Source organism: Pseudomonas sp. NFACC43 (assembly GCF_900119645.1).
Taxonomy (GTDB): Bacteria; Pseudomonadota; Gammaproteobacteria; order Pseudomonadales; family Pseudomonadaceae; genus Aquipseudomonas.
Map to the genome: position 1 here is coordinate 42,666 of NZ_FPKK01000017.1, position 25,610 is coordinate 68,275.

24 protein-coding genes, 2 tRNA genes and 1 pseudogene are annotated in these 25,610 nt (G+C 61.3%); 12 read left to right on the plus strand and 15 right to left on the minus strand.

Going from position 1 to position 25,610, the window contains the following annotated elements; genetic code table 11:
* The first annotated feature begins 3 nt into the window (after positions 1 to 3).
* A complete protein-coding gene (locus BT179_RS23095; RefSeq protein ID WP_072431997.1) occupies positions 4 to 369 on the plus strand; it encodes a DUF6124 family protein in 366 nt (121 codons plus the stop codon).
* 98 nt (positions 370 to 467) lie between these two features.
* Here BT179_RS23095 and BT179_RS23100 read toward each other — a convergent pair whose 3' ends face one another.
* The 4 genes from BT179_RS23100 to BT179_RS23115 form a co-directional block, all read right to left on the minus strand.
* A complete protein-coding gene (locus BT179_RS23100) occupies positions 468 to 1,814 on the minus strand; it encodes a sigma-54-dependent transcriptional regulator (RefSeq protein WP_072431996.1) in 1,347 nt (448 codons plus the stop codon).
* Positions 1,811 to 3,400 (minus strand): sensor histidine kinase, encoded by a 1,590-nt coding sequence (locus tag BT179_RS23105; RefSeq protein ID WP_072431995.1) that lies wholly within the window; start codon positions 3,398 to 3,400, stop codon positions 1,811 to 1,813. The genes BT179_RS23100 and BT179_RS23105 overlap by 4 nt, the downstream gene beginning before the upstream one ends.
* Positions 3,390 to 3,623: a PP0621 family protein gene (locus BT179_RS23110; protein ID WP_072431994.1), complete on the minus strand. Its 234-nt coding sequence runs from the start codon at positions 3,621 to 3,623 to the stop codon at positions 3,390 to 3,392. Before BT179_RS23110 ends, BT179_RS23105 begins: the two co-directional genes overlap by 11 nt.
* A gap of 126 nt (positions 3,624 to 3,749) precedes the next feature.
* Positions 3,750 to 4,766 carry an outer membrane protein assembly factor BamD gene (locus BT179_RS23115; RefSeq protein WP_072398613.1) on the minus strand — a complete coding sequence of 339 codons (1,017 nt, stop codon included), beginning with the start codon at positions 4,764 to 4,766 and terminating at the stop codon, positions 3,750 to 3,752.
* Between the two features lie 150 nt (positions 4,767 to 4,916).
* Here BT179_RS23115 and rluD point away from each other — a divergent pair, with 150 nt between their 5' ends.
* The 7 genes and pseudogenes from rluD to BT179_RS27330 all read left to right on the plus strand — a co-directional run bounded on the left by rluD (position 4,917) and on the right by BT179_RS27330 (position 11,545).
* Positions 4,917 to 5,879, plus strand: coding sequence for a 23S rRNA pseudouridine(1911/1915/1917) synthase RluD (gene rluD / locus BT179_RS23120; protein ID WP_072398614.1), 963 nt, complete (start codon positions 4,917 to 4,919; stop codon positions 5,877 to 5,879).
* Positions 5,876 to 6,601 carry a peptidoglycan editing factor PgeF gene (gene pgeF / locus BT179_RS23125; RefSeq protein ID WP_072431993.1) on the plus strand — a complete coding sequence of 242 codons (726 nt, stop codon included), beginning with the start codon at positions 5,876 to 5,878 and terminating at the stop codon, positions 6,599 to 6,601. The genes rluD and pgeF overlap by 4 nt, the downstream gene beginning before the upstream one ends.
* Before the next feature lie 130 nt (positions 6,602 to 6,731).
* The gene (clpB, locus tag BT179_RS23130; protein WP_072398616.1) at positions 6,732 to 9,296 is read left to right on the plus strand and encodes an ATP-dependent chaperone ClpB; all 2,565 of its coding nucleotides are present in this window, start codon (positions 6,732 to 6,734) and stop codon (positions 9,294 to 9,296) included.
* A 308-nt stretch (positions 9,297 to 9,604) separates the two neighbouring features.
* Positions 9,605 to 9,680: transfer RNA gene (locus BT179_RS23135), tRNA-Asn, on the plus strand.
* Between the two features lie 7 nt (positions 9,681 to 9,687).
* A tRNA-Pro gene (locus tag BT179_RS23140) sits at positions 9,688 to 9,764 on the plus strand.
* A gap of 155 nt (positions 9,765 to 9,919) precedes the next feature.
* Positions 9,920 to 10,690 (plus strand): annotated as a pseudogene (locus BT179_RS27325) (MCP four helix bundle domain-containing protein); the annotation flags it as partial.
* On the plus strand, positions 10,682 to 11,545 hold the full coding sequence (locus BT179_RS27330; protein WP_371264420.1) for a methyl-accepting chemotaxis protein: 864 nt from the start codon (positions 10,682 to 10,684) through the stop codon (positions 11,543 to 11,545). The pseudogene BT179_RS27325 and the gene BT179_RS27330, both read left to right, overlap by 9 nt.
* A gap of 125 nt (positions 11,546 to 11,670) precedes the next feature.
* Here BT179_RS27330 and BT179_RS23150 read toward each other — a convergent pair whose 3' ends face one another.
* The 3 genes from BT179_RS23150 to BT179_RS23160 form a co-directional block, all read right to left on the minus strand.
* Positions 11,671 to 12,969 carry an NAD(P)/FAD-dependent oxidoreductase gene (locus BT179_RS23150; protein WP_072431991.1) on the minus strand — a complete coding sequence of 433 codons (1,299 nt, stop codon included), beginning with the start codon at positions 12,967 to 12,969 and terminating at the stop codon, positions 11,671 to 11,673.
* Between the two features lie 81 nt (positions 12,970 to 13,050).
* On the minus strand, positions 13,051 to 13,224 hold the full coding sequence (locus BT179_RS23155) for a DUF3094 domain-containing protein (protein WP_003205686.1): 174 nt from the start codon (positions 13,222 to 13,224) through the stop codon (positions 13,051 to 13,053).
* Positions 13,225 to 13,353: 129 nt separating this feature from the next.
* The gene (locus BT179_RS23160) at positions 13,354 to 13,980 is read right to left on the minus strand and encodes a DUF1780 domain-containing protein (RefSeq protein ID WP_047229866.1); all 627 of its coding nucleotides are present in this window, start codon (positions 13,978 to 13,980) and stop codon (positions 13,354 to 13,356) included.
* 142 nt (positions 13,981 to 14,122) lie between these two features.
* Here BT179_RS23160 and BT179_RS23165 point away from each other — a divergent pair, with 142 nt between their 5' ends.
* On the plus strand, positions 14,123 to 14,809 hold the full coding sequence (locus BT179_RS23165) for an energy-coupling factor ABC transporter permease (protein WP_072398619.1): 687 nt from the start codon (positions 14,123 to 14,125) through the stop codon (positions 14,807 to 14,809).
* Positions 14,810 to 14,872: 63 nt separating this feature from the next.
* Complete coding sequence (locus tag BT179_RS23170; RefSeq protein WP_072398620.1) at positions 14,873 to 15,088, plus strand: hypothetical protein; 216 nt, start codon at positions 14,873 to 14,875, stop codon at positions 15,086 to 15,088.
* Here the strand turns inward: BT179_RS23170 and yacG are convergent.
* The 5 genes from yacG to pilB are packed head-to-tail and all read right to left on the minus strand — an operon-like array spanning position 15,085 to position 19,702.
* Complete coding sequence (yacG, locus tag BT179_RS23175) at positions 15,085 to 15,291, minus strand: DNA gyrase inhibitor YacG (protein ID WP_072398621.1); 207 nt, start codon at positions 15,289 to 15,291, stop codon at positions 15,085 to 15,087. The two genes, BT179_RS23170 and yacG, sit on opposite strands and share 4 nt — an antisense overlap.
* A complete protein-coding gene (gene coaE / locus BT179_RS23180) occupies positions 15,288 to 15,911 on the minus strand; it encodes a dephospho-CoA kinase (protein WP_072398622.1) in 624 nt (207 codons plus the stop codon). The genes yacG and coaE overlap by 4 nt, the downstream gene beginning before the upstream one ends.
* Positions 15,911 to 16,780 (minus strand): prepilin peptidase, encoded by an 870-nt coding sequence (locus tag BT179_RS23185; protein WP_072398623.1) that lies wholly within the window; start codon positions 16,778 to 16,780, stop codon positions 15,911 to 15,913. The genes coaE and BT179_RS23185 overlap by 1 nt, the downstream gene beginning before the upstream one ends.
* Position 16,781: 1 nt before the next feature.
* Positions 16,782 to 17,999, minus strand: a complete 1,218-nt coding sequence (locus tag BT179_RS23190) for a type II secretion system F family protein (protein ID WP_072398624.1) — start codon at positions 17,997 to 17,999, stop codon at positions 16,782 to 16,784.
* A 2-nt stretch (positions 18,000 to 18,001) separates the two neighbouring features.
* Positions 18,002 to 19,702, minus strand: a complete 1,701-nt coding sequence (gene pilB, locus BT179_RS23195) for a type IV-A pilus assembly ATPase PilB (RefSeq protein WP_072398625.1) — start codon at positions 19,700 to 19,702, stop codon at positions 18,002 to 18,004.
* 222 nt (positions 19,703 to 19,924) lie between these two features.
* Between pilB and BT179_RS23200 the strand changes: the two genes are divergently transcribed.
* Together BT179_RS23200 and BT179_RS23205 are read left to right on the plus strand one after the other, a co-directional pair.
* Positions 19,925 to 20,350, plus strand: a complete 426-nt coding sequence (locus BT179_RS23200) for a pilin (RefSeq protein ID WP_072398626.1) — start codon at positions 19,925 to 19,927, stop codon at positions 20,348 to 20,350.
* Between the two features lie 288 nt (positions 20,351 to 20,638).
* On the plus strand, positions 20,639 to 20,992 hold the full coding sequence (locus tag BT179_RS23205) for a BON domain-containing protein (protein ID WP_072398627.1): 354 nt from the start codon (positions 20,639 to 20,641) through the stop codon (positions 20,990 to 20,992).
* Positions 20,993 to 21,163: 171 nt separating this feature from the next.
* Here BT179_RS23205 and BT179_RS23210 read toward each other — a convergent pair whose 3' ends face one another.
* The 3 genes from BT179_RS23210 to BT179_RS23220 form a co-directional block, all read right to left on the minus strand.
* Positions 21,164 to 21,460: a DUF2845 domain-containing protein gene (locus BT179_RS23210; RefSeq protein WP_072398628.1), complete on the minus strand. Its 297-nt coding sequence runs from the start codon at positions 21,458 to 21,460 to the stop codon at positions 21,164 to 21,166.
* 1 nt (position 21,461) lies between these two features.
* A complete protein-coding gene (locus BT179_RS23215) occupies positions 21,462 to 24,395 on the minus strand; it encodes a DUF748 domain-containing protein (protein ID WP_072431990.1) in 2,934 nt (977 codons plus the stop codon).
* A gap of 118 nt (positions 24,396 to 24,513) precedes the next feature.
* Positions 24,514 to 25,530 (minus strand): class I SAM-dependent rRNA methyltransferase, encoded by a 1,017-nt coding sequence (locus tag BT179_RS23220; protein WP_072398630.1) that lies wholly within the window; start codon positions 25,528 to 25,530, stop codon positions 24,514 to 24,516.
* Positions 25,531 to 25,610 lie beyond the last annotated feature (80 nt).

Sequence of the window (25,610 nt, forward strand, 5' to 3'; positions counted from 1 at the left end):
GCAATGAGTGACAAATCTCAATCACGTTCAGAAACCAACAACGCTTCTCCCTGTTCCAGCCTTAATCCAGAAAAGCTCGATGAAGCCGCCAAGCGCGCCCTCGACTATTACCTGACCCCTGCACCTGAAGTCAAAAAGAAGCCAGCCTCAAACCAATTGTTCACCGTCGTGGAGGGCGTAGACGCCGAATGTCTCCTCGCCAACCTGAGCGAAACCCTGGCATCCGCCAACGCAACGCTAAGCGACCTGGCTTTCGAGCTTGATGGTTCGCGCCGGCATGTTGCCCTGGGTGTGCAGCAACTGATCGAGCTGAGCGAATTGCTGGCTAATCGAGTGTTGGATGAGCGGATGCCGGTGGCAGTGGATTAGAGGAGATGTTGCAGCTCAGTGGAGCTGCAAGGCAACACAAGATCTGTGGCGAGGGGATTCATCCCCTCGCCACAGGGGGCAGCATGGCTCTTGGTTGATCAATCCAACCCCAACTTCTTCAACCGGTACCGCATCGACCGAAACGACAACTTCAACCGCTGCGCCGCCGCCGTGCGATTCCAGCGGGTTTCCTCCAGGGCCTGGAGGATGACTTTGCGTTCGACGTCCTCCAGATAGTCTTCCAGGTTGTCGACCCGCATCAGATCGGGGTTGGTGGTGTCGGTGATTCCATTGCCTTCGGCCAGGCGTAGGTCGCCGGCTTCGATCTGTTGGTGCTCGCAGAGCGTATAGGCCCGTTCGAGCATGTTTTCCAGCTCTCGCACGTTACCGGGGAAGCGGTAGTTTCGAAGGGCCTCGAGGGCTTGGGGATGGAGCCTGGCGGCTGGGTTGCCGGTGGTGGCAGCCAGGCGCTGGAGCATGTGGTTGGCCAGCGGTTCGATGTCTTCGCGGCGTTCGCGTAGGGGCGGGACGCGCAGTTCGATGACGTTCAGTCGATAGTACAGGTCCTGGCGAAAGCGTCCGGCGGCGACTTCGGCGTCCAGGTCCTTATGGGTGGCGCAGAGGATGCGGACATCCACCACTTCCTCCTGCTGTCCGCCAACGGCGCGCACGGCTTTTTCCTGGATCGCCCGCAGCAGTTTGACCTGCATCGCCAGAGGCAGGTCGGCCACTTCATCGAGAAACAGGGTGCCACCATTGGCGGCTTGGAACAGGCCGGGCTTGTCCTCGATGGCGCCGCTGAAGCTGCCTTTTCGATGGCCGAAAAACTCGCTTTCCATCAGTTCTGTCGGAATGGCCCCACAGTTGACTGGTACGAAAGCCTGGCTGGAGCGTGGCCCTTGCTCATGGATCAGGCGCGCCACCAGTTCCTTGCCGCAACCCGATTCCCCGCTGATGTAGACCGGTGCCTGGCTGCGGGCGAGTTTCTCGATCTGTTTGCGCACATTGCGCATTGGCGGAGAGTCCCCCAGCAGGCAGCGTTCGATGGTGGCGGTCGGGGCGGCGACTGTCGGCAGGCGCAGGGCGGTGGCGACCAGTTCCCGCAGCCGGCCCAGGTCCACCGGCTTGGTAAGAAAATCAAAAGCCCCTGCCTTCAAGGCGTCGATGGCTATTTCCAGGCTGCCATAGGCAGTGATCATCGCCACTGGCAATTGGGGATAGCGCTGCTGGATGTGCTGTACCAGCTCCAGGCCCGTGCCGTCGGGCAGGCGCATGTCGGTCAGGCACAAGTCGAAGGCATCGCTCGCCAGCAGGGCACGGGCCTCGGCAAGGTCCCTGGCGCTGCGGGTGTCGAGTTTCATCCGTCCCAGGGTGATGTCCAGGAGTTCGCGGATGTCCGGCTCGTCATCGACGATCAGGATTCGTTGCCGTGAGCGTGTATTCAAATCTGTTTCCGTCCATGAGCAAAAGTGATGCGAAAGCAGCCGCCGCCTTGGCGTGGTTTGAAGTCTAGGCGGGCCTGGTTGCTTTCGCACAGCTCACGGGACAGGTAGAGCCCAAGGCCGGTGCCCTGGCTGCTGGTGGTAAAGAAGGGTTCGAACAGGTGCGCCTGCTGGTCCGGCGTCACGCCGGCGCCGTTATCGATGATGTCCAGGGTGGGCAGGTGGCTGTGAGGGTCGATGAACAGATTCAGCCAGGCCTCGGCCTGTTCATGAAGCTGCGCGCTGTGGCGCCAGGCGTTGCGCAGCAGATTGTCGACCACTTGGGTCAGCTGATCCGGATCCATGAGCGTGGTGTAGTCGCCCGGCTCTATGCTCAGGTGCAATTGCTGGTATGCGGCCGCGCTTTGGCGCGCCTGCTGGACAAACTGGTCGAGCCAGGCGCGAAGATCCAGCCGTTGGGGCGTGGTCTGCTGGCGGCGGGAAAGCTGCAGGACGTTTTCGATGACGCGGTTCATTCGCTGGGAGTGATCTTGAATAATCTGCGTCAGACGCCGGTCTGCGTCGTTCAGTTCCTCGGATTCGCGCAGCAATTGCGCCGCGTGGCTGATGGCCCCCAGGGGATTGCGGATCTCATGGGCAATACCGGCGGTGAGGCGCCCGAGGGAGGCGAGTTTCAGTTGCTGGGCCTGCTGGGCCACCTGGGCCAGGTCTTCGAGGAATACCAGAATCTGATGCTGTTCGTTGTGCCCCAGGGCGATGAAGCTCGGTTGCAGGGTCAGGCCCGTGCCGGCGATGGTCAGGCTTGGCGGACGCAGGCTGGGGTTGTTCTGCCACAGCAGCAGACGCTCGACCAGGGCCGTGGAGTAGTCGTCGATGGGCTGGCCGATCAGGTCGTGCATGCCCAGCAGGTTCAGCGCGCTTTCGTTGGCCAATTGCACCCGCCGCTCACGGTCCAGGACCAGGATGCCGGTGCGCATGCGTTGCAGGATCAGCGCGTTGAGCGCTTCGAGGCCGATGACTTCACTGGCGCGCTGCTCGGCCAGGGTTTCACTGGCTTCCAGGCGCCGGGTCAGGCCCTGCACCAGCAGTGCTGCGGCAAAGCACAGCGCTCCCAGGGTGCCGGCCTGTAGATAACTGCTGGGACGGTTCGAATCGCTCAGGCCGAGAAAAAACGTCGAACTGACGATGCCGAGGGTGGCGACGGCCGCGATCAACAGGCCGATGCGGCCTCGCAGCAGCGTATTGCCGATGGCCACGGAAACGATGAGCAGGTTGCCGACGGCGCTGGGGGCGCCGCCTGCGGCGAAGAACAGCCATGAAAGCAGCAAGACGTCGGTCAGTGCCAGGCCGAACAGCCGGGCAGGGCGCCGAGTGTTTTCAAGAAACACCACCAGCAGGATGTTCAGGACCAGATACAACCAGCTGCCGCTGCGCAGCAGGTCGTCGCTGGCGAACTCCAGCAGGCGGTTATCCATGTTGCTGGTAATCAGTAGCACCAGCGTGATGCCGATGCTCAATCGGTACAGGTGATACAGGCGCAGCAGGCGTTGCGTCTGCTTGACGCGAGGGCTCGCTGTCTCAGTGGTCACGAGGACCTGGGCCTTGCTCGAGATGAGCCTGGCTGCAATACCACTGTTGTTCGAGGGCCAGCGCCCGGTCCCGGGGCAGGTGTACGCCGCAATGGGCGCAACGAACCATGGGGGAAGGGTCCCGATCCTGGGTGGAACGCGACGAGCGGGAGCCGGACTTCATCCCGCGAAAGATCCATATGGCGGCGGCGACAACGGCGAACAAGATCAATAAACGAAGCATGATGGGGAGCTTTCTGGCAAGTGATCCGGCAGTTTAGCCAAAGGACTGGAGCGGCGCACAGCGCAATAAAGTCCAGGCACAAAAAAAGGAGACCCGAGGGTCTCCTTTTTTGCCGGCGCGTTAGCGTCAGTCGAACAGGCCGAAGGTCATGTAGCTGAACCAAGATCGGTCGCTGGACTCGCTTTCGGGCTCTTCTTCCTCGATCACGTCGCCATTTTCGTCCTTGGGCTTGAGCTCGTTCGGGATGGCTTCCTTGGCGTCCTGGAACTGGCGCTGTACGTCCTGGTTGGCGCGGGTTTCGCCCGGCGGCAGGGGCGGACGGGACTCGATCAGGCCCAGTGTCGCCTTGCTCAGCCACGAGCGGTTGTCGGCTTCGTCGACCCGCGGGGTGAACTGGCCGTCGACCAGGGAGGGGTGATCCGGATAGTTGAGCTTGAGGGTTTCCAGGCTGGTGGCTGCCAGTTCGTCCAGGTGCAGGCGCTGGTAGGCTTCGGTCATCACCGCCAGGCCGTCGCCTACCGAGGGGGTTTCCTGGAAGTTTTCCACCACGTAGCGGCCACGGTTGGCGGCGGCGACGTAGGCCTGGCGGGTCAGGTAGTAATCCGCCACATGGATTTCGTAGGCGGCCAGCAGGTTGCGCAGGTAGATCATGCGCTGCTTGGCATCGGGCGAATAACGGCTGTTGGGGAAGCGGCTGGTCAGCTGGGCGAACTCATTGTAGGAGTCGCGCGCGGCGCCCGGGTCACGCTTGGTCATGTCCAGCGGCAGGAAGCGCGCCAGCAGGCCAACGTCCTGGTCGAAGGAGGTCAGGCCCTTGAGGTAGTAGGCGTAGTCGACGTTCGGGTGCTGCGGGTGCAGACGAATGAAACGCTCGGCGGCGGATTTCGCAGCTTCGGGCTCGGCGTTCTTGTAGTTGGCGTAGATCAGCTCCAGCTGGGCCTGGTCGGCGTAGCGGCCGAACGGATACCGCGATTCCAGCGCCTTGAGCTTGGCGGTGGCGCTGGTGTAGCTGTTGTTGTCCAGGTCGTTCTGTGCCTGTTGGTACAGTTCGACTTCGCTCAGGTTTTCGTCTACGACTTCCTTCGATGAGCAAGCGGCGGTCAATGCGAGGATGGCGATCAGCAGCAGGTGTTTCACTTGCATGGCGGCTTGCGTCCCTATGACGGCCGCTGTCTTGGGCGGGGCCGTCCTGTTATGATGAGCGCCCCGTTGAAAGCCTCGGGGCAAAAGACGCCGTATTTAACCACAAGCGCGCAGCCGAAACCAAAGGCTGTGCCGACGCCCAGTCCGAGCATGTCCGATAAAATAGAACTTCGCGCAGAGGTGCCGTCCGAAATGGGCGGTCAACGCCTCGATCAAGTCGCCGCCCAACTCTTCGCCGAGCATTCGCGCTCGCGCCTTTCCGCCTGGATCAAGGACGGCCGCCTGACGGTGGACGGCGCGGTGATCCGCCCGCGCGACATCGTCCATGGTGGCGCCATCCTCGAGCTGACGGCCGAACAGGAAGCCCAGGGAGAATGGGTCGCCCAGGACATCGCCCTGGACATCGTCTACGAAGACGATGACATCCTGGTGATCAACAAGCCTGCGGGCCTGGTGGTACATCCGGCGGCCGGCCACGCCGATGGCACCCTGCTCAACGCCTTGCTGCACCACGTGCCGGATATCATCAACGTACCTCGCGCCGGCATCGTGCACCGTCTCGACAAGGACACCACCGGCCTGATGGTGGTGGCCAAGACCATCCAGGCACAGACACAGCTGGTTGCACAATTGCAAAGCCGCAGCGTCAGCCGTATCTATGAATGCATCGTGATCGGCGTGGTCACTGCCGGTGGCAAGATCAATGCGCCCATCGGTCGTCACGGCCAGCAGCGCCAGCGCATGGCGGTGATGGAAGGTGGCAAGCCCGCAGTCAGCCATTATCGCGTGCTGGAACGCTTCCGCTCCCACACCCATGTACGGGTCAAGCTGGAAACCGGCCGCACCCACCAGATCCGCGTGCATATGGCCCACATCAACTTCCCGTTGGTGGGTGACCCGGCCTATGGCGGTCGTTTCCGCATTCCCCCAGCCGCCAGCATGACGATGGTCGAGTCTTTGAAGAACTTTCCGCGCCAGGCGTTGCACGCGCGTTTCCTGGAGCTGGATCATCCGACCACCGGCAAGCGCATGAGCTGGGAGTCGCCGTTGCCGGATGACTTTGTCTGGCTGCTGACCTTGCTCAAGCAGGACCGCGAGGCGTTCGTCGGATGACCGACTGGCTGATACCCGACTGGCCTGCACCGGCCGGGGTAAAGGCCTGTGTGACCACCCGAGCGGGCGGGGTCAGCCTGGCGCCGTTCGACAGCCTCAACCTGGGCGATCATGTCGGCGACGATCCCGGGGCCGTTGCCGAAAACCGTCGTCGCCTGACCCAGCGCTTCGCCATCGAGCCGGCCTGGTTGCAACAGGTCCATGGCATTGCCGTGGTTGAGGCCGACCCGGCCCAGGTGGCGACCGCCGACGCCAGTTGGACCGCTACGCCGGGTATCGCCTGCGCAGCGATGACTGCGGACTGCCTGCCGGTGCTGTTCTGCGACCGCGCCGGTAGCCGCGTCGCGGCGGCCCATGCCGGTTGGCGCGGGTTGGCGAGCGGCGTGCTGGAAGCCACCCTCGACCGCTTCCAGGAGCCATCCGAGGAAATACTCGCCTGGCTCGGCCCGGCCATCGGTCCACAAGCCTTCGAAGTCGGGCCGGAAGTGCGCGAAGCCTTCGTCGCGCAACTGCCCCAGGCGACGCAGGCTTTCGTGCCCAGCCATAACGCCGGCAAGTTCCTGGCCGACATTTATGAGCTGGCGCGCCTGCGCCTGGCGGCGCGCGGTGTCACGGCGGTCTACGGTGGCGGCCTGTGCACCGTGGGCGATCCACGCTTCTTCTCCTACCGCCGAAATCCGCGCACCGGTCGTTTCGCCTCCCTGGTCTGGCTCGAACGCTAGAATTCTCTGATCTGCATCAACAGCGCACTGCTTGAATCTTCCAGAATCGTCCACATCTATAACGGTATCTGGCAGGTTTCTTCATTCAGGATGTTTTTCGGTCCGGCCTGCTCAAAAGGAAGGTGACCTTATGCGTATTGACCGTTTAACCAGCAAATTACAACTGGCCCTGTCCGATGCCCAATCGTTGGCTGTCGGCATGGACCATCCGGGTATCGAGCCGGCGCACCTGATGCAGGCCATGCTTGAGCAGCAGGGCGGATCCATCAAGCCGCTGTTGATGCAAGTAGGCTTCGACGTCAACAGCCTGCGCAAAGAGCTGGCCAAGGAACTCGACCATCTACCCAAGATCCAGAACCCCACCGGGGACGTGAACATGTCCCAGGACCTGGCACGGCTGCTCAACCAGGCCGACCGCCTGGCGCAGCAGAAGGGTGACCAGTTCATTTCCAGTGAACTGGTGCTGCTCGCCGCCATGGACGAGAACAGCAAGCTGGGTAAATTGTTGCTTGGCCAGGGCGTGAGCAAGAAAGCCCTGGAAAATGCCATCAACAACCTGCGTGGCGGCGAAGCGGTGAACGACGCCAACCACGAGGAATCCCGCCAGGCTCTGGACAAGTACACCGTTGACCTGACCAAGCGTGCCGAGGAAGGCAAGCTCGATCCGGTGATCGGTCGCGACGACGAAATTCGACGCACGATCCAGGTGCTGCAGCGCCGCACCAAGAACAATCCGGTACTGATCGGTGAGCCAGGCGTGGGCAAGACCGCCATCGCCGAGGGCCTGGCCCAGCGCATCATCAACGGTGAAGTGCCCGATGGCCTCCGGGGCAAGCGATTGCTGTCCCTGGACATGGGGGCGTTGATCGCCGGGGCCAAGTACCGGGGCGAGTTCGAGGAGCGGCTCAAGGCTCTGCTCAACGAATTGTCCAAGCAGGAAGGGCAGATCATCCTGTTCATCGACGAATTGCACACCATGGTCGGTGCGGGCAAGGGTGAGGGCTCCATGGATGCCGGCAACATGCTCAAGCCTGCGCTGGCCCGTGGCGAGTTGCACTGCGTCGGTGCGACCACGCTCAACGAGTACCGCCAATATATAGAGAAGGATGCGGCGCTTGAGCGGCGCTTCCAGAAAGTACTGGTGGACGAGCCGAGCGAAGAAGACACCATCGCCATCCTGCGTGGCCTGAAAGAGCGCTATGAGGTCCACCACAAGGTGGCGATTACCGATGGTGCGATCATCGCGGCGGCCAAACTCAGCCACCGCTATATCACCGACCGGCAATTGCCCGACAAGGCCATCGACCTCATCGACGAGGCCGCCAGCCGTATCCGCATGGAGATCGACTCCAAGCCTGAGGTACTGGATCGTCTGGAGCGACGCCTGATCCAGCTCAAGGTCGAATCCCAGGCCCTGAAGAAGGAAAGCGACGAAGCGGCGAAGAAACGCCTGGAAAAGCTGCAGGAAGAAATCGTGCGTCACGAGCGCGAGTATTCCGATCTGGAGGAAATCTGGAACTCGGAAAAAGCCGAGGTCCAGGGTTCTGCGCAGATCCAGCAGAAGATCGAACAATCGCGCCAGGAGCTGGAAGCAGCCCGTCGTAAAGGCGACCTCAACCGCATGGCCGAGCTGCAATACGGGGTGATCCCGGATCTGGAGCGCAGCCTGCAGATGGTCGACCAGCACGGCAAGAGTGAGAACCAGTTGTTGCGCAGCAAGGTCACCGAGGAAGAGATTGCCGAAGTGGTTTCCAAGTGGACCGGCATCCCCGTGTCGAAAATGCTCGAAGGCGAGCGCGACAAACTGCTGAAGATGGAAAGCCTGCTGCACCAGCGCGTGATTGGTCAGGAAGAGGCCGTGGTGGCGGTGTCCAACGCGGTGCGCCGGTCTCGTGCGGGGCTTTCGGACCCCAATCGTCCCAGTGGTTCGTTCATGTTCCTCGGCCCGACCGGTGTCGGTAAGACCGAGTTGTGCAAGGCGCTGGCCGAGTTTCTCTTCGATACCGAAGAGGCGATGGTGCGCATCGACATGTCCGAGTTCATGGAGAAACATTCCGTGGCGCGACTGATCGGCGCGCCGCCGGGCTATGTGGGTTACGAGGAGGGTGGCTACCTGACCGAGGCCGTGCGGCGTAAGCCGTACTCGGTGATCCTGCTCGATGAAGTCGAGAAGGCTCACCCGGATGTCTTCAACATCCTGCTGCAGGTACTGGAAGATGGCCGCCTGACCGACAGCCACGGGCGCACGGTGGATTTCCGCAATACCGTGATCGTGATGACCTCCAACCTGGGGTCGACGCAGATCCAGGAGCTGGTGGGCGACCGCGAGGCCCAGCGCGCCGCGGTGATGGACGCGATCTCCACGCACTTCCGGCCGGAGTTCATCAACCGTGTCGACGAAGTGGTGATCTTCGAGCCATTGGCCCGCGACCAGATCGCCGGTATCACCGAGATCCAGCTGGGCCGGCTGCGCAGCCGCCTCACCGAGCGCGAACTGAAGCTGCAACTGAGCGACGAGGCCTTGGACAAGCTGATCGCCGTGGGCTACGACCCGGTCTATGGCGCACGCCCACTCAAGCGTGCGATCCAGCGCTGGATCGAAAACCCGCTGGCGCAGTTGATTCTCTCCGGTCGGTTCATGCCCGGCGAAACCGTCACCGGCACGGTGGAAAACGACGAAATCGTCTTCAACTGAAAGCCAGCAAGTCCCTGTGATCGAATGGCCTCGCATTGCGAGGCCATTTTTTTCATCAGGCCGTTGAACTCAAAGGAAAAGGCTTGTAAAGTGCGCCCCGCAGTCAGTCACCCACGGGTTACTTCTCCCTGAGAAGCAATCCAAAATAAGTTGCAAATCATTGTCTTGAAAGCAATTTAGGGGGTTGACAGCGGTTTTGAAGATTGTAGAATAGCGCGCCTCAGACACACGAACGCAGAGATGCAGACGAGTAGAAGAGGTTGAAGCTGGATACAATCGGTTTCAATGCAGTAACTTGAAATATCAGTTCCGTGATAGCTCAGTCGGTAGAGCAAATGACTGTTAATCATTGGGTCCCAGGTTCGAGTCCTGGTCACGGAGCCATTTCAATCGGGGTATAGCGCAGTCCGGTAGCGCGCCTGCTTTGGGAGCAGGATGTCAGGAGTTCGAATCCCCTTACCCCGACCATATTGAAAATCCTCGTATCGAAAGATACGGGGATTTTTTTCGCCTGCGGAAAAGTAAATCACTTCAAGTCATCATACAACTTGCCGATAACCCGCCGACGGGGCCATGGGATGATCGCCCCCTTTTCAGGCCGATAACAAAAAAAGGCAACCGCTATGTTTCTTCGCCAATTGAATATCGCCCCTCGTGCGGCGCTGGGTTTTGCCCTGATCGCTGTGCTGGTGGCATTGCTCGGAGTGTTTGCGCTGGGGCAGATGTCGAGCATCCGCGACAGTGAGGTCGCGGTGGAAACCCAATGGTTGCCCAGTATTCGCGGCGGTGACGAGATCCGCGAACTGATGTTGCGCATCCGCACCATTTCCCTGCGCATGGCCCTGGACGAGGATCCGAAGAACATTGCGGTGTACCGGGGACAGATGGACACCCGTGACAAGGAACTGAGCGAAAAAATCGCCAGTTACGACAGGCTGGTCGTCACGCCTGAAGGCAAGGCCCTCTATGAGCAATTCAAGCAGACCTTCGCCGCCTATCGCTCGGGGATCGCTCAATCGTTCACCCTGGCGGAACAGGGGCGGCGCGATGAACTGATCAAGCTGTTGCTGGTGGACATGAAAACTGTCGTGGACGGCTCGGGCAAGCAACTCAACGACCTGGCGGAGCTGTTTTCCAAGCAGGTCTCCATCGAAAGCCAGAAATCCCAGGAGCACTACGCCAATTCCCGGATGATCGTCAGCCTGTTCATCGTGCTGGCGGCATTGGCTACGGTCGCCTTGGCCATGCTGCTTACCCGCAGCATCGTCAAACCCCTTGGCGAGGCATTGAGCGCCGCACAGAGCGTGGCTCGTGGCGACCTCACCCGTCCCATCGAAACCCATGGCAACGACGAGGTGAGTCGCCTGCTGGAAGCATTGGCGACCATGCAGCGGAACCTGCGCGAGACATTGCAGGGTATCAGCGGTTCGGCCACGCAGCTGGCGACCGCCGCCGACGAGCTGAATGCGGTAACCCTCGACAGCACCTACAGCCTGCAACAGCAGAACGACGAAATCGAACAGGCCGCCACCGCTGTCACCGAGATGACCACGGCGGTGGAGGAAGTAGCACGTAATGCTGTCTCCACCTCAGATGCCACCCGCCAGTCCAGTGAGTCGGCGGTGCTCGGGCAGGAGCGGGTCAGCGATACCGTGGACGCCATTGGCGCGCTTGCCAGCGATGTGCAGATCACCGGCGGCCTGGTGCAATCCCTGGCGAATCAGTCACAAGACATCGGCAAGGTCCTGGACGTGATCCGGGCCATTGCCGAGCAGACCAACCTGCTGGCCCTCAACGCCGCTATCGAAGCGGCGAGAGCGGGGGAAAGCGGGCGCGGATTTGCCGTAGTGGCCGATGAAGTGCGGGCACTGGCCTATCGTACCCAGCAATCGACCCTGGAAATCGAACAAATGGTCCAGGGCATGCGCAACGGCGCCGCCCAGGCACTGGACTCCATGCAGACCAGCTCCAGTCGCGCGGCCAGTACCCTGGCATTGGCGGAGCGGGCGGGGGAAGCGCTGCAGACCATCACGAGTTCGGTGAACGAGATCCACGAACGTAACCTGGTGATTGCCAGTGCCGCAGAGGAACAGGCGCAGGTGGCCCGTGAGGTGGATCGCAACCTGGTGAACATCCGGGATTTGTCCGCTCGGTCGGCGAGCGGAGCGGACCAGACCAGCGCCTCCAGCCATGAGTTGTCGCAACTGGCCAATTCGTTGCGCACGATGGTTCAGCGGTTCCAGGTGTGATGCAGGGACAGTGTCGCCTGTGTTGCCGTCATCGAGAGCAGGGCTCGTTTGCACAGGGACCGTATCCACTTGAGGACACTTGGCCACTGTGAAGACGAGCCTGCTTGCGACAGTGGTGTATCGGCTCAGTGCAACTTGAGCCTGGGCTCGGTTCCGCGTCCGATCTTGCTGCCCAGCATCAGCATCGCTGTACGGAACATCCCGTACAGCGCCATCTGGTGCATGCGGTACAGCGACACGTAGAACATCCGTGCCAGCCAGCCTTCGAGCATTACGCTGCCGGTGAGGTTGCCCATCAGGTTACCTACCGCCGAAAAACGCGACAGGGAAATCAGCGAGCCGTAATCCGTGTATTTATAGTGCGGCAGCGCTTTGCCTTCGATCCGCAGTTTCAGGGATTTGGCCAGCAGTGAAGCCTGCTGGTGCGCAGCCTGGGCGCGAGGCGGCACGTTGCGATCCGAGCCCGGTTGCGGACAGGCGGCGCAATCGCCGAAGGCGAAAATGTTCTCGTCACGGGTGGTCTGCAGGGTCGGCAGAACCAGCAATTGATTGATCCGGTTGGTTTCCAGTCCGTCGATTTCCTTGAGGAACTCCGGGGCGCGGATCCCGGCGGCCCAGACCTTCAGGCTCGCATTGATCACTTTGCCGTCGACGGTGACCAGGCTGTCGGCCGTGACCTGGCCGACGGCGGCGTTGGTCATGACATTGACGCCGAGTTTCTCCAGGGTCTTGTGCACGGGCCCGCCGATGCGCTCGGGCAGTGCTGGCAACACCCTTGGCCCGGCCTCGATCAGGGTGATATGCATGTTTTCCGGCTTGATCCTATCCAGGCCATAGGCCGCGAGTTCATGGGCCGCATTGTGCAGCTCGGCGGCCAGTTCGACGCCGGTGGCCCCGGCTCCGACGATGGCGACGCTGATTCGCTCTTCCGTGTCGGTCTGGCCGGCGTGGGCGCGCAGGTAATGATTGAGCAACTGCTGGTGGAAGCGCTCGGCCTGTTTGCGGGTGTCGAGGAACAGGCAATGTTGCGCCGCACCCTCGGTGCCGAAGTCATTGGTAGTGCTGCCGACCGCAATCACCAGGGTGTCATAGCTCAGTTCGCGGGCCGGCAGCAGTTCCAGGCCGGCCTCGTCGTAGGTGGCGGCCAGTTGGATACGCTTGCGTTCGCGGTCCAGGGCACTCATGCGCCCTAGCTGGAACTGGAAGTGGTTCCATTTCGCCTGGGCGACGTAGTTGAGTTCGTCTTCGGAAGAGTTCAGAGAGCCGGCCGCCACTTCGTGCAGCAGCGGCTTCCAGATGTGGGTCAGGTTCGCGTCGACCAGCATTACACTGGCCGTGCCACGCTTGCCCAGAGTCTTACCCAGGCGGGTAGCCAACTCCAGACCGCCGGCTCCGCCGCCAACGATGACAATACGATGGGTCATGGGGATATCTCGCAAGGCTAAAGGAAATCGGTGCCGTTACCCGAGCGAGCGCCGGTGTCGTATCCCTCGATACCAGGCTGCTCATAGCGTCAGGTAACTGATCAATCGGCTCAACAGGCCCAGGCCGATGGTCACGGCCAGTACCACCACCAGGAGCATCCACGGCCGGAAGGGCCGGCGCTCGACTCGGTGCTGGGACAGTTGCAGGTACTCTTCGACATGCTTCTGGTCTTCGGGGTTCAGGCGGCTGGTCATAAAGGCCTCGTCAGGTAGACGTTGCAGAACGGGTAGACGTTACAGGAGCGCCGGTCGTCCAGGCGAATGGACGGGTTGTAACATCCCTGTGGTGCCGACACCACGGTTGTGTGCGGCGCCGGCGTGTTTTCACAGGCTGATCCCGACATCGAAGACGATGCTGCGTCCCAGGTTGCTGCGCAGGAAGTCCGGTGCGTCGGGATGGGCGAACAGCACCCGGGCGAAGGTCGGCCCCACCAGCGATAACGAGCGCCAGCCCTGGCGCAGATATTCGGTGGGTGGCGGGAAATGGCTGTTGAGGTCCAGCACTTCGCGCTTGAGGCTGGCGAAGGCGATGATGTCCAGCTCCCCCAGGTCCATGCCTCGTTCGGTGTAGTTGTGGGCTTTCTTGCGCAGGGTGGGCGCCAGTCGCAGCAGGAATTCGTTGGCCGGGATCCGCCGGGGCTTGGCCTCGCGGCGCACCAGTTGGCTGAGGGAAAAAGCGCTGCGGCGGCGTTGCAGCTCATCGCGCCATTCGTCATTGAGGCGACGGCCTTCGTCGAGGACAAAAAACACCTCGAAGTTCGCATCGCGAAACAAGACGTCCGGTGGTTCCCCGGCGGGGGCGAACTCATCGGCGCGATAGGGCACGTTCAACCCTTGCAGCAGCCGTTGGCAGACCCAACGCTCACGCTCCCATTTGCGGGCATTGGAGAGAAAGGCGTTGGCTTGCTCGGCCGCGATGGTGAGCAGGCGTAAATAATCGGAGTCATCCATGAGCCCAAGCTTAGCGTTCAATTGCGACAAGCTGGAAGCCTTGCGTTGATTAATACGCGTCGGCCGGGGTGTAGACTGCCGGCTTGAATTCGAAGGCGATGACGGAGTCTGTGATGCCAGGGCAAGCGAAAGGAGGAGTCCCATGATCGGTGCCGAGCTGCTCTCTTCGCAGACCCTCACGGCGGGTTGGCTGATCTATGTGCCGGTGCTCGCCTGGGCGGTCTGGCGCGCGCCCTGGGTCGAGCTGTTCACCGACAGTCGACGCCAGCATCTGCTGTTCGGGACGGTGCTCGCGTTGTTCATGTTGTGGCTGGTGCGCCGGGATTTCGAGACCGGCGTGTCGTATCACTTCATCGGCATGACCGCCGTGACGCTGCTGCTGGACTGGCCCCTGGCGATCCTCGGCGGCTTTCTGGCCCAGCTGGCGCTGGTCCTGCTCGGGCGCCAGGACATGGTGGCGGTGGGCGTCAACGGTATGCTGCTGGTCCTGCTGCCGGTGTGGGTCACCGAATGCTGCGCGATTCTGGTGGAGCGAGCCCAGCCACGCAACCTGTTCGTATACATATTCTGTTCGGGGTTCCTGGCCGCTGCGCTGTCGGCGCTGCTGTGCCTGCTGCTGGGGCTCGGTCTGCTGTGGTATGACGGTGTATTCGCCATGCCTTACTGGCTGAGCGACTTTGTCGGCTATCTCTGGCTGGTCATTTTCCCCGAGGCCTTCATCAACGGCATGGTGATCAGTGCGCTGGTGGTGTTCAGCCCCGAATGGCTGGAGACATTCAACCGCACGCGGTATCTGTCGGCTCCCTGGAAGGACAACGACAAGCCTTGATTCACATCAAGGCTGCGCGGGCGAGCGCCCGGCATGCTCTGCAAAAATTTCGGGAGCACAACCATGAGTGTTTATGAGTGGGCGAGACAGGAGATCAGGCGCAGCCAGGACGCGGCCATGGAAATAGGCTTCGATCCGGGACTGAGCCTGCGGGCCTTGCTCAGTGCGGTGGTGCAGCAGAGCAAGGCCGTGCGCAGTGTCGAGGACCTGGCCGACGAATTGGGTTTCCTGGCGGAAAACCTCGACGACAGCCAGGACTACGGTTTCATGCGCCCTTAATGATGTGAGCGGGGGTTGAAGTCTTCGCTGAACAACTCGTCCTCGGCCTCAGGGCTGACCGGAATCTTGTGTTCCTCCGACGCCCAGGCGCCCAGGTCGATCAGTTTGCAGCGATCGGAGCAGAAGGGCCGGAATTTGCTCTCCGGGCTCCATTCGACGGGGGCGCCACAGGTCGGGCAATCAACGGTTGGGTTCTGGCTCATGACTGGCCTCCACGCAAGGTAAGGTAAAAATGATGCAGGCGTTCGACCTCGCTGTGCAGCCAGGCGAGGTCGCGGTCGTTGACCACCACGTCGTCCGCATGGCTCAGGCGATCCTGACGGCTTGACTGTGCCTTGAGGATGGCCTGGACCTGTTGTTCGCTGGTCTGGTCGCGCTGCAAGGTACGTTCGATCTGCATTCGTTCCGGAGCATCGATCACCAGGATGCGCTGGGTCATGGCGTACTGTCCCGACTCGATCAGCAGTGGCGAGACCAGGATCGCATAGGGCGATTGTGCCAGTGCCAGATGATGGGCGATTTCGTCGGCGATCAACGGATGCAGCAATGCCTCGAGCCAGCGACGCTCCTCGGCATTTTCAAAGATGAGTTTTCGCAGCGCCCCTCGATCGAGGCTGCCGTCGGCCTGCACCACGCCAGGGCCGAAATGCCTGGCGATTTGCGCCAGGGCCGGGCGTCCGGGTTCGACGACCCAGCGTGCGGCGTGATCGGCGTCGACCACGTGCACGCCCAGGTCGATGAAGTGCTGGGCCGCCGCGCTTTTACCGCTGCCGATACCGCCGGTCAGGCCGAGAATCCAGGGTTTTTCCACAGGGGTATTCATTAGAAACCGACAGACTGCCAATAGAAGTCGGTTATTTGACCACCCCAGAGCAGCGCAATCCAGCCGGCAATGGCCAGATAAGGCCCAAAGGGGATTTGCGTCGACGCCGGAGCGTCACGCATGCGCAGTACAACCACGCCGACGACTGCGCCTACCAGGGACGACAGCAGCAGCGTCAACGGCAGGATCTGCCAGCCGCCCCAGGCGCCCAGCATCGCCAATAGCTTGAAATCCCCATAGCCCATGCCTTCCTTGCCGGTGATCAGCTTGAACGCCCAGAACACCGACCACAGCGCCAGATAGCCGGCCACAGCGCCCCACATGGCCTCGTTCAGCGAAGCGAACAATCCAAAGCTGTTGACGATCAGGCCCAGCCACAACAAAGGCAGTACCAGCGTATCGGGCAGCAATTGGTGCTCGGCATCGATCAGGCTCATGCCCAGCAGGCCCCAGCTCAGGACCATCACCATTGCCGCCTGCCAGCCGAAGCCGAAATGCCAGGCGACGAACGCCGATAACACCCCACAGGCCAGTTCAGTCAGGGGGTAGCGCCTGCCGATGGGAGTGGCGCAACTGGAACAGCGGCCGCGCAGCGCCAGGTAGCTCAACACCGGGATATTTTCCCAGGCCCGGATGCGGTGGCCGCAATGGGGGCACTGGGAATGGGGCAGTATCAGGTTATAGGCCGGGCCGGGCGTTTCGGCGGGCAGGCCCAGCAAGTCATGGGCCTGCAGTCGCCATTCCCGGCTCAGCATCCTGGGCAGGCGCCACACCAGGACATTGAGAAAGCTGCCGACGATCAGCCCGAGCAATAACGCCGTCAGCACGAAGGCCAGGGGATAAAGCGCGAAGAATTCGGTCAGGGGCATGTCAGATCGCAGAGCCGAGTTGAAAGATGGGCAGGTACATGGCAACCACCAGGCCGCCGACGACCACCCCCAGTACCACCATGATGAACGGCTCCATCAGGCTGGTGAGATTGTCCACCAGATTGTCCACTTCGGCCTCATAAAAACTCGCCACCTTGTCCAGCATATCGTCCAGCGCGCCGGACTCCTCGCCGATGGCGGTCATCTGGATCGCCAGGTTCGGAAAGATGCCTGACGCGCGCATGGAGAAATTCAGCTGCATGCCCGTCGAGACATCCTGTCGGATGCGTTGCACCGCTCGTTTGAATACCACGTTGCCGGTAGCGCCGGACACCGAATCCAGCGCTTCCACCAGCGGCACGCCGGCGGCGAAGGTGGTGGAAAGCGTGCGGGCGAAGCGGGCCACGGCGGATTTGTACATCAGGGCACCGATCAGCGGCAGCTTGAGCAGCCACTTGTCGCGCCAGTCACGAAAGCCCTGGGAGCGCTTGAGGGCATATCTCACCCCGAAAAAACCGCCGACCAGCGCACCCAGCAGCAGCCACCACCATTGCTGCATGAACTCCGACAGGCCAATGACCATCACCGTGAACCCCGGCAGCTCCGCGCCGAACCCGGCGAACACCGATTCGAACTGCGGCACCACCTTGACCAGCAGGATGCCCGTGACCACCGCCGCAACCAGTATCACGGCTGTCGGGTAGGTCATGGCCTTCTTGATCTTGGCCTTGAGGGCCTCGCTCTTTTCCTTGTAGGTGGCGACCCGGTCCAGCAAGGTATCCAGGGCGCCAGCCTGTTCCCCGGCGTCCACCAGGTTGCAATACAGCTCGTCGAAGTACTGCGGGCATTTGCGCAACGACGCGGCGAAGCTGTTACCGGCTGCGACTTCCTGCTTTACCTCGTCGATCAGCTTGCGCATGTTGGCGTTGTCGAAGCCTTCGCCGATGATGTCGAAGGCCTGGAGCAGGGGCACGCCGGCCTTGAGCATCGTTGCCATCTGACGTGTGAAGAGGGCGATATCCAGGGGCTTGATGCGCTTGCCCTTGCTGAATATCGAGGTGGACTTCTTGCGCACCCTGTCCGGGTTGATCCCTTGCTTGCGCAACTGTGCCTTGACCAGCGCCGGGCTCTGGCCGGTCAGCTCGCCGGACATTTTCGTGCCCTTGCGGTCCTTGCCTTCCCAAGTGTAGGTATCGGTTTTTACTGCCTTGACCGCCATGCTCAGTCCTTGGTGACCCGGTTGATTTCTTCGAGGCTGGTCACGCCTTGCATCACTTTGAGCAGCCCGGAGGCGCGCAGGTCGTTGAAGCCGTCCTTGCGCATCTGCAGGTCGATTTCCAGCGAGTTGCCCTCGGCCATGATCAGGCGTTGCAGCTCGGGAGTGTTCTTGACCACTTCGTAAATCCCCACGCGGCCCTTGTAGCCGTTGTTGCACTGTTCGCAACCGACCGGCTCATAGATCGTGAACGAGCCGATGCGTTCCCGAGGGAAACCTTCCTTGAGCAGGGTTTCCTCTGGAATCTCGATGGCCTTCTTGCAATGAGTGCACAACTTGCGCGCCAGTCGCTGGGCGATGATCAGGTGCACGGCCGTGGCGATGTTGAAGCCGGGAATGCCCATGTTCTGCAGGCGGATGAGGGTTTCGGCGGCGCTGTTGGTGTGCAGTGTGGACAGCACCATGTGCCCGGTCTGCGCAGCCTTGATGGCGATCTCGGCCGTTTCCAGGTCGCGGATCTCGCCAACCATGATCACGTCCGGGTCCTGGCGCAGGAATGAGCGCAGGGCTTGTGCGAAGTCCAGCCCCTGGCGCGGGTTCACGTTGACCTGGTTGATCCCCTCCATGTTGATTTCAACCGGGTCTTCGGCGGTGGAAATATTGATGTCCACCGTATTGAGGATGTTCAACCCCGTATACAGCGAGACGGTCTTGCCCGAGCCGGTCGGCCCGGTCACCAGGATCAGCCCTTGGGGTTGCTTGAGCGCCGCCAGGTACAGTTCTTTCTGGTCCGGCTCATAGCCCAGGGCGTCGATGCCCATTTGCGCGCTGGAGGGGTCGAGGATCCGGATCACCACCTTTTCGCCCCAGAGGGTTGGCAGGGTGTTGACCCTGAAATCGATGGACTTGGTCTTCGACAGTCGCATTTTCAGCCGCCCGTCCTGGGGTTTGCGCCGTTCGGAAATATCCAGGTTCGCCATGACCTTCAGGCGCGCCGCGATGCGGGTCGCCAACTGGATAGGCGGCTTGGCCACTTCCCGCAACATGCCATCGGTGCGCACCCGTACCCGGTAGGATTTTTCATAGGGCTCGAAATGCAGGTCGGATGAGCCGCCCTTGATCGCATCCAGCAGCATCTTGTTGACGAAGCGCACCACCGGCGCATCGTCGGCGTCCAGCCCGGCGATAGTGTCCTGCTTGCGGTCGTCGCCTGATTCGATGTCGAGGCCGTCGAGGTCGACATCGCCCATGCCCTCCAGCCCCGTGGTACTGGACTCGAAGAATTTCTCGATGGCATCGCTGAGCTTGTCGTCCTCCACCAGGATGGCTTCAGTGGTCAGGCCTGTGCTGAACTGGATGTCGTTGATGGCCTGGTGATTGGTGGGGTCGGAAATGCCCACGAACAGCTTGTTGCCGCGTCGCCACAATGGCAGCGCGTGATGCTGGCGTACCAGCTTTTCGCTGACCAGCCCCGTGGGCTGGATGTCCTTGTCGAGGCTGTTGAGGTCCAGCAGGGCGACACCGAAATGTTCCGAGGCGATCTCGGCAACACGGCGGCTCTGGACCAGTTTGTTCTGCACCAGATAACTGACCAGGGGGATGCGATTGCGCTGGGCCTGCTGGTGCGCCTGTTGGGCATTTTGCTCGGTGATCAGTTCGGCCAGTACCAGTTGCTTGGTCAGTCCACTGAGGGCGATGTCAGTCATGGGGATCCCGGATACGGCAATTCATGACCTATAGCCTAGTCAAGCCTCGACGCCCTACCAGCGGGGCGGGGTGACAAAAAATGTCAGATAGTGCGGTTGTTGGGGTAGGCCGTAGTGCTTTGACGGGCTGCAAGGCCTTGCCCGCGCGGCTCGGGGCGGTTGGCATGTGCCGTGCAATGACTGCTCCAACCATGAGATTTCGCCTCATGTATGGAGATGTCTATGAACAAGCAGAATGGCTTTACGCTGATCGAGCTGCTGATCGTCGTGGCGATCATCGGCATTCTGGCGACCTTTGCGTTGCCGCAATATTCCAAATACCAGGCGCGAGCCAAGGTGACCGCGGGCCTGGCGGAGATCACCGCATTGAAAGTGCCGTTCGAAGACACGATCAACTCGGGTACCAACCCGACCCTCGAGCTTATCGGCGGGACGGCAACCACCAGTAACTGCACCACCACTGCCTCGGGTGTTGCCTCTACAGGGGTCGGCACCATCGGCTGCACGATCCTCAATGCACCGGGCCCGGTGGTGGGCAAGACGATCACGCTGAGTCGTTCGGGAACCGGCGTATGGACCTGTGCCACCACGGCTGAACAGGAATACGCTCCCAAGGGCTGCACCGGTGCTGCCGCTGCAGGTAGTTGAGGCATACAGGTTGATCTGACCGGCCCCGCTTTTAGCGGGGTTTTTTGCGTGTAGGAAATGCCCGGCAATTCAGTGGCTTAAGTCGTCGTAAAAAAACCGCAACTTGCATGTACAAAATCGGAGGGTCATGCATTTTGCATGATTCTGCAAATCGCCGTTTCGCTTAACTCATTGATTTAAAAGAAATTATTTGAATTTCTAAAACTGGCACAGCCTTCGCACTACTCCTGACAACCCTGCCGGAATGCATTACCCCGGCAGTTTCTGAGAAAAACAGGAGTTACTCGTATGAAGAAGTTCGCTATCACTGCCGCTGCAGCCACCGCACTGACCCTGACCATGGCTAGCGCTTTCGCCGAGACCACTCAAGCAACTCAGGCTCCAATGATGCTGGCTGCGGGCGAAGTGACAGAGGCCAAGGAAGCCACCTCCGATACCTGGATCACCACCAAGGTCAAGGCTGACCTGGTCACCGAAAAAGGTATTCCAGGCACCGATATCAAAGTAGAAACCAACAAAGGCGTCGTGTCCCTGTCTTCCACTGTTGCCGTGACCGAGGCTCAGAAAGACACAGCAGTAGCAATCGCCAAGAAAATCAAAGGCGTCAAGGCTGTATCGGCTGATGGCCTGAAGGCCGAATAAGGCCAAGACTTCTCCGCCTGAACCGGGAGAAGGCACGGCAAGCGGGCCTAGTCATACGTTTGCCGTTGCTTAGGGTTCATGCGAAAGGCCACATGGATGTGGCCGTCCCAGGCCCTCGGCGTTTGCCGGGGGCCTGTCTATTTTGGGCAGGGTGTTGATCGATCAGATGGGCTAGCGCCCGCGTTTGCTGGTGATCTGCACCAGGCGATTGCCTTCGAAGCGCAGGTACTGATACATGCCGCTGTTGGGGCCGTAAGTCCATTCCTCTACCGGATATTCTTCGCGGCGATTGACACTGCGCTTGTAGCCCAGGTCGTCTCGAGCCGTGGGTTGTCCGCATTTGTGCAGCACTTCACTGGAACGATCGCCAACGCTGATCAGCTGGCTGCCGCAGCGCAACGTGTCGGCCGCCAACGCCGGGCCGGCAACCAGCAGCAATCCCAGGGAGAGCCATTGGAAGCGGTTCATGTTATTCGGCATCCAGGTGCATGGGGGTGATCACGCGTCCATCGCTTTCGGCTTGGCCGAGGGTCGCGTCGATGAAATACACCCGTTCGTCAGCCAGTTGGCCCTTGTCCACCAGGAAGTCCTTGATGCTGCTGGCTCTCTCCTGCCCCAGTTCACGCAGCAGAACGTCACTGCCGCTCCAGAACTTGATGACCCCTTCACGCAGCTTCTCGATACGAGCCTTTTTATCCAGTTGCGACCATTCGGCCGGTGGCTGGGTCTTGAGGCGGGTGCGGTAGATGCCTTCCAGCAGCGGGGCCTTCTCGTCCTCCGGTACCTGCAGCAACAAAGCCTTGGCCGGGACCTTGTCGCCCCTGCGTTGCAGCATCTTGTAGTAGTTGTACTGGTATTCGCGTTCCAGGCGCTGGGCGGCGAGTAACGGGCCGTCGCTACTTTCGGCGGCGGTGCCTTCGATTTCCAGGCGCAGTTCGGGACGTTTGCCCAGGGCTTCGGACAGCTTGAGCAGTACGCCCTGGTTCTCCTGGCTCAGCTCGCTGGAGCCCGGTGCGAACGACACGCTGCCCAGGTCTTGCGAGCCGCCTCCGGCCACTAGCCCACCGATGAGCTTGAACGGTGCCTGGGCCGCTCGTACCACCAGGTTGCGCAAGGTTTGCCAGACAATCGGCATGACGCTGAATTGCGGGTCGTTGAGATTGCCGGACACCGGCAGTTCGATGGAAATCCTGCCTTCGGAGTCCTTCAGCAACGCGACGGCCAGCTTGAGCGGCAGGCTGACGGCGTCCGGGCTGTCGACTTTTTCCCCCAGTTGCAGTTGCTCCACCACCACCTTGTTGTCGGCCTGGAGCTGGCCTTGGGTGATGCGGTAATGCAGGTCCAGGTTGAGCCGGCCCTTGCGGATGCGGTAGCCGGCGAATTTACCGGAGTAGGGTGTCAGGGTCGTCAGTTCGACACGCTTGAAGCTGGTGGCGATATCAAGGCTGGCCATCGGATCGAACGGGTTGAGTGCTCCCTTGATCGTGACAGGTGCGTAGCGGTCGACCTTGCCCTTGATGTCGACGCTGGCCGGTTTGGCCTGGCGACTGTCGATGGTGCCGATCTGGCCGTTGAGCTGCTGGATGGCGGTGGCGAAGTTCGGTGTCAGGCTGAAGTCGGCGAAATTGGCCGAGCCGTCATTGATGGCAATCGCGCCGATGTGGATGCCCAGGGGTTTTTCCTTGGAAGCCGGTATTGCCGCAGTGTTCTTCGGGCCGCTGTCGGCCGGTTGCGGAATGAGCAGGTCATCGACGTTGGTGGTGCGATCGTCGTTGATCATGAAGCGCGCATAAGGCTGGAGCAGGTTGACCTTGTCGATGGACAGGCTGTCGCCGTGCTGATAACTGAGGCCTTCTAGCACCAGGCGCTGCCATTTGACGAAGTCGCGGGTCTTGAGGGTATCCAGGGTGTGCAACTGATCGACCTGGGCGCGACCGGTGATTGCGAAAGCCAGCGGCTCGGTGCTCTTGAGATCCACTGCCAGGTCGCTGCCGAGCATGCCTGAACGCAGCTCCAGGCGAATGAACGGGTTGATATAGGCCTGGGCCACACGCAGGTCGATGTCCTGGGTCTTGACCTTGAGCCTGGCCGTGACGGGGCTCAGGTTGACCTCGCCGTCGGCGAGGATCTTGCCCTGTTTACCCAATCCGGTGTCCAGTTTGAGGGTAAAGGGTGAGCCGTTGAGGGTGTCGAAGTTCTGCAGGTCGAGATTCAGCGGGCCGACCTCCAGTGCCACGGCAGGCTGTGCCTGGCGGTCGGCCAGGTGCACCCGGTAATCGCGCAATTGAACGTCCTTCAACAGCATCTGCCAAGGCTTGCCGGGGGCTTGCGGGGCTGGCTTGGGCGAATCGGCCGCCGCCGGGGCCGATGCAGGCTCTACCTTCACCTGGGGTTTTGCCGGCTGGCTGGCGAAGAGCTTCTGCCAGTCCAGTTGTCCGTCCGCCTCGCGGGCGGCCCAGGTCTCCAGCTTCTGGCTACGGACTTTGCCTACCAACACTTGCTGCTTGGCCAGGTCCACCGTCGTTTCGCTGACATCCAGGCGCTCGAGCTTCGCCAGCGGTCGACCGTCGGGCGCCTTGATGGCGAAGGGCGCGACGCTGACGGCCGCGTTGCTGAGCAACAGTTCGGTGCCCTTGGCCAGGTTGAGCTTGTAGTCGGTGCTCAGGTTGAGCACGCCATTTTCCAGCACCAGGGGCACCGCGTCGCGTACGTAGGGCCACCAGGCTTTCATCTGGCCGTCAGTGATCTTGAGTTTGCCTTGCGAAGCGATGGGCGAAAGGCTGAAATTGCCGGTCCAGTCGACCTGTCCACCTTCAGGGCCGACGGCGACCAGGGTCATGTCGGCGCTGTCGTCAGGCAGGGTACTCAGGTTCTTCAGTTCGAAATCAAGCGTGTCGTAGAGGAACTCGATGGGTTCGCTGGGCCGGAGATCCTGGAAATGCACATAGCCGGTGGCCAGTTTGATCCGGTCGACGCGCAGGGGGAACGGCTTGGCGTCCGGATCGGCCGGGGTCGGTTCGCTGGGCGGCAGCTTGAACAGGCCCAGCAGGTTCAACTGCCCGTCCTTGGCGAACACGATCTCGGTCTTGGGCTTGTCCAGCTCGATATCGGCCAGGTGCAGGGCACCTGACCAGAGACTGTCGACCTGCAGGTTGGCGTACAGGCGTTCGAAGCCGACCTGTTCCTTGCCCGGTTCGCCCACATTCAGTCCCCACAGGGTGACTTCGAGGCTGAAAGGATTGAGTTCGATACGCTGCAACTGAGCCGGAACCGTGGCAAGGCTGGCCAGTTGCTGGTTGGCGATCCGCAAGGCGATGCCCGGCAATATCAGAAACCCCAGCAGGCTATAGAGGGCCAGTGCGATAAGCAGTGCGGCGAAAGCGCGTTTCAATCCTTTGGACATGTGTGGCTTCGTCTGGTGTGAATCGGAGTGCCTTGGAGTATGGCATGCGTTTACGGTTCCGAAACCACTGAGATTTATCGGATTTGTCCGTTTTTTGCGTAGGTGTGCGGAGGTTGGCTCAGAAGTGCAGGACCAGTGTCTTGAGCGGTGGATTGCCATCCTTGGAGGGAAAGTCATCGCCGGGCATCAGCACGCTCCATTCCCGCACCGGTCGACCGGCTTTGCTTGCGCAGCGCAACACCTGTTCGCGCCAGTCGTCCATGGAGACTTTCGCCAGGTTGTTGCAGCAGATCAGCACTCCGTCGTCGGCTGTGCTGAGCAACGCAGGCTTGAGCAGGCTCTGGTAATCGCGCAACAGGTCGACGGTGCCGAAGGCGCTCTTCGCCCACGCCGGTGGATCGAGCAACACCAGGTCGTACTGGCGTTGTTCCAGGCGCACATAGCCGGGCAGTTTCTGCCCGCGTCGCTGGCTGACGGGCAGGCCGGCCAGTTGCCGGATCGCCGGGAAATAATCCGATTGCACGAATTCCATGGCCGGCAGGCCGGGGTTGAGCAGGCCGTTCTCCTGTCCCACCGCGAGGTTGCCTTCGGCAAAGTCCAGGTTACACACCTCCCGCGCGCCGCCGGCCGCGGCGCTCAGGCCGACACCGCAGGTATAGGCGAACAGGTTCAGCACGCTTTTGTTGCGGCTGTTTGCCTTGACCCAGCCACGGGCATTGCGCAGGTCCAGGAACAGAAGAGGGTCTTGTCCGGCGTGGCGCCCGCGAACGCGATAGTTCAGCCCCCATTCGTGGCCGACGAGATCCTGCAGGGCGGCCTCTTCGGCCTGATAGACGCTGTCCTGGCGGTCGATCCGCGAATTGCCCCGCGCACGGTCGTTGTAGACCAGCAGGGTGTCCAGGCCCAGGCGTTCGTTGACGATGCCGTGCAGTTGCAACAAGGCTTCGCGCTCCAGTGACTGGTGAAAGCTCTGCACCATCAGTTGCGGGCCGTAGCGATCGACGGTGAGTCCGGGAGCGCCTTCCTGGCTGCCATGGAACAGGCGATAGCAATCGGTGCCTTGCTGCTCCAGGTCGTCAAGCAGGTCCCGACGCTGATCGAGGGCGGCGCGCAGCGCCTGATTCAAGGAAGACATGCCAAGCGCGCCTTAAGGAAATGAGGCGCGAGAGTTTAACAGTTATGCAAACCCGGGTTGGGGATTGCATACGGATTCGA

What these genes read in the sequence shown, in the direction of transcription:
- BT179_RS23200 (WP_072398626.1), top strand. Translation starts at nt 19,925, where the DNA reads ATGAACAAGCAGAATGGCTTTACGCTGATCGAGCTGCTGATCGTCGTG.
- BT179_RS23220 (WP_072398630.1), bottom strand. Translation starts at nt 25,530, where the DNA reads ATGTCTTCCTTGAATCAGGCGCTGCGCGCCGCCCTCGATCAGCGTCGG.
- pilB (WP_072398625.1), bottom strand. Translation starts at nt 19,702, where the DNA reads ATGACTGACATCGCCCTCAGTGGACTGACCAAGCAACTGGTACTGGCC.
- BT179_RS23215 (WP_072431990.1), bottom strand. Translation starts at nt 24,395, where the DNA reads ATGTCCAAAGGATTGAAACGCGCTTTCGCCGCACTGCTTATCGCACTG.
- BT179_RS23165 (WP_072398619.1), top strand. Translation starts at nt 14,123, where the DNA reads ATGATCGGTGCCGAGCTGCTCTCTTCGCAGACCCTCACGGCGGGTTGG.
- BT179_RS23185 (WP_072398623.1), bottom strand. Translation starts at nt 16,780, where the DNA reads ATGCCCCTGACCGAATTCTTCGCGCTTTATCCCCTGGCCTTCGTGCTG.
- BT179_RS23190 (WP_072398624.1), bottom strand. Translation starts at nt 17,999, where the DNA reads ATGGCGGTCAAGGCAGTAAAAACCGATACCTACACTTGGGAAGGCAAG.
- BT179_RS23095 (WP_072431997.1), top strand. Translation starts at nt 4, where the DNA reads ATGAGTGACAAATCTCAATCACGTTCAGAAACCAACAACGCTTCTCCC.
- coaE (WP_072398622.1), bottom strand. Translation starts at nt 15,911, where the DNA reads ATGAATACCCCTGTGGAAAAACCCTGGATTCTCGGCCTGACCGGCGGT.
- BT179_RS23205 (WP_072398627.1), top strand. Translation starts at nt 20,639, where the DNA reads ATGAAGAAGTTCGCTATCACTGCCGCTGCAGCCACCGCACTGACCCTG.
- pgeF (WP_072431993.1), top strand. Translation starts at nt 5,876, where the DNA reads ATGACCGACTGGCTGATACCCGACTGGCCTGCACCGGCCGGGGTAAAG.
- clpB (WP_072398616.1), top strand. Translation starts at nt 6,732, where the DNA reads ATGCGTATTGACCGTTTAACCAGCAAATTACAACTGGCCCTGTCCGAT.
- BT179_RS23160 (WP_047229866.1), bottom strand. Translation starts at nt 13,980, where the DNA reads ATGGATGACTCCGATTATTTACGCCTGCTCACCATCGCGGCCGAGCAA.
- BT179_RS23155 (WP_003205686.1), bottom strand. Translation starts at nt 13,224, where the DNA reads ATGACCAGCCGCCTGAACCCCGAAGACCAGAAGCATGTCGAAGAGTAC.
- BT179_RS23170 (WP_072398620.1), top strand. Translation starts at nt 14,873, where the DNA reads ATGAGTGTTTATGAGTGGGCGAGACAGGAGATCAGGCGCAGCCAGGAC.
- BT179_RS23115 (WP_072398613.1), bottom strand. Translation starts at nt 4,766, where the DNA reads ATGCAAGTGAAACACCTGCTGCTGATCGCCATCCTCGCATTGACCGCC.
- BT179_RS23110 (WP_072431994.1), bottom strand. Translation starts at nt 3,623, where the DNA reads ATGCTTCGTTTATTGATCTTGTTCGCCGTTGTCGCCGCCGCCATATGG.
- BT179_RS23150 (WP_072431991.1), bottom strand. Translation starts at nt 12,969, where the DNA reads ATGACCCATCGTATTGTCATCGTTGGCGGCGGAGCCGGCGGTCTGGAG.
- yacG (WP_072398621.1), bottom strand. Translation starts at nt 15,291, where the DNA reads ATGAGCCAGAACCCAACCGTTGATTGCCCGACCTGTGGCGCCCCCGTC.
- BT179_RS27330 (WP_371264420.1), top strand. Translation starts at nt 10,682, where the DNA reads ATGCAGCGGAACCTGCGCGAGACATTGCAGGGTATCAGCGGTTCGGCC.
- rluD (WP_072398614.1), top strand. Translation starts at nt 4,917, where the DNA reads ATGTCCGATAAAATAGAACTTCGCGCAGAGGTGCCGTCCGAAATGGGC.
- BT179_RS23210 (WP_072398628.1), bottom strand. Translation starts at nt 21,460, where the DNA reads ATGAACCGCTTCCAATGGCTCTCCCTGGGATTGCTGCTGGTTGCCGGC.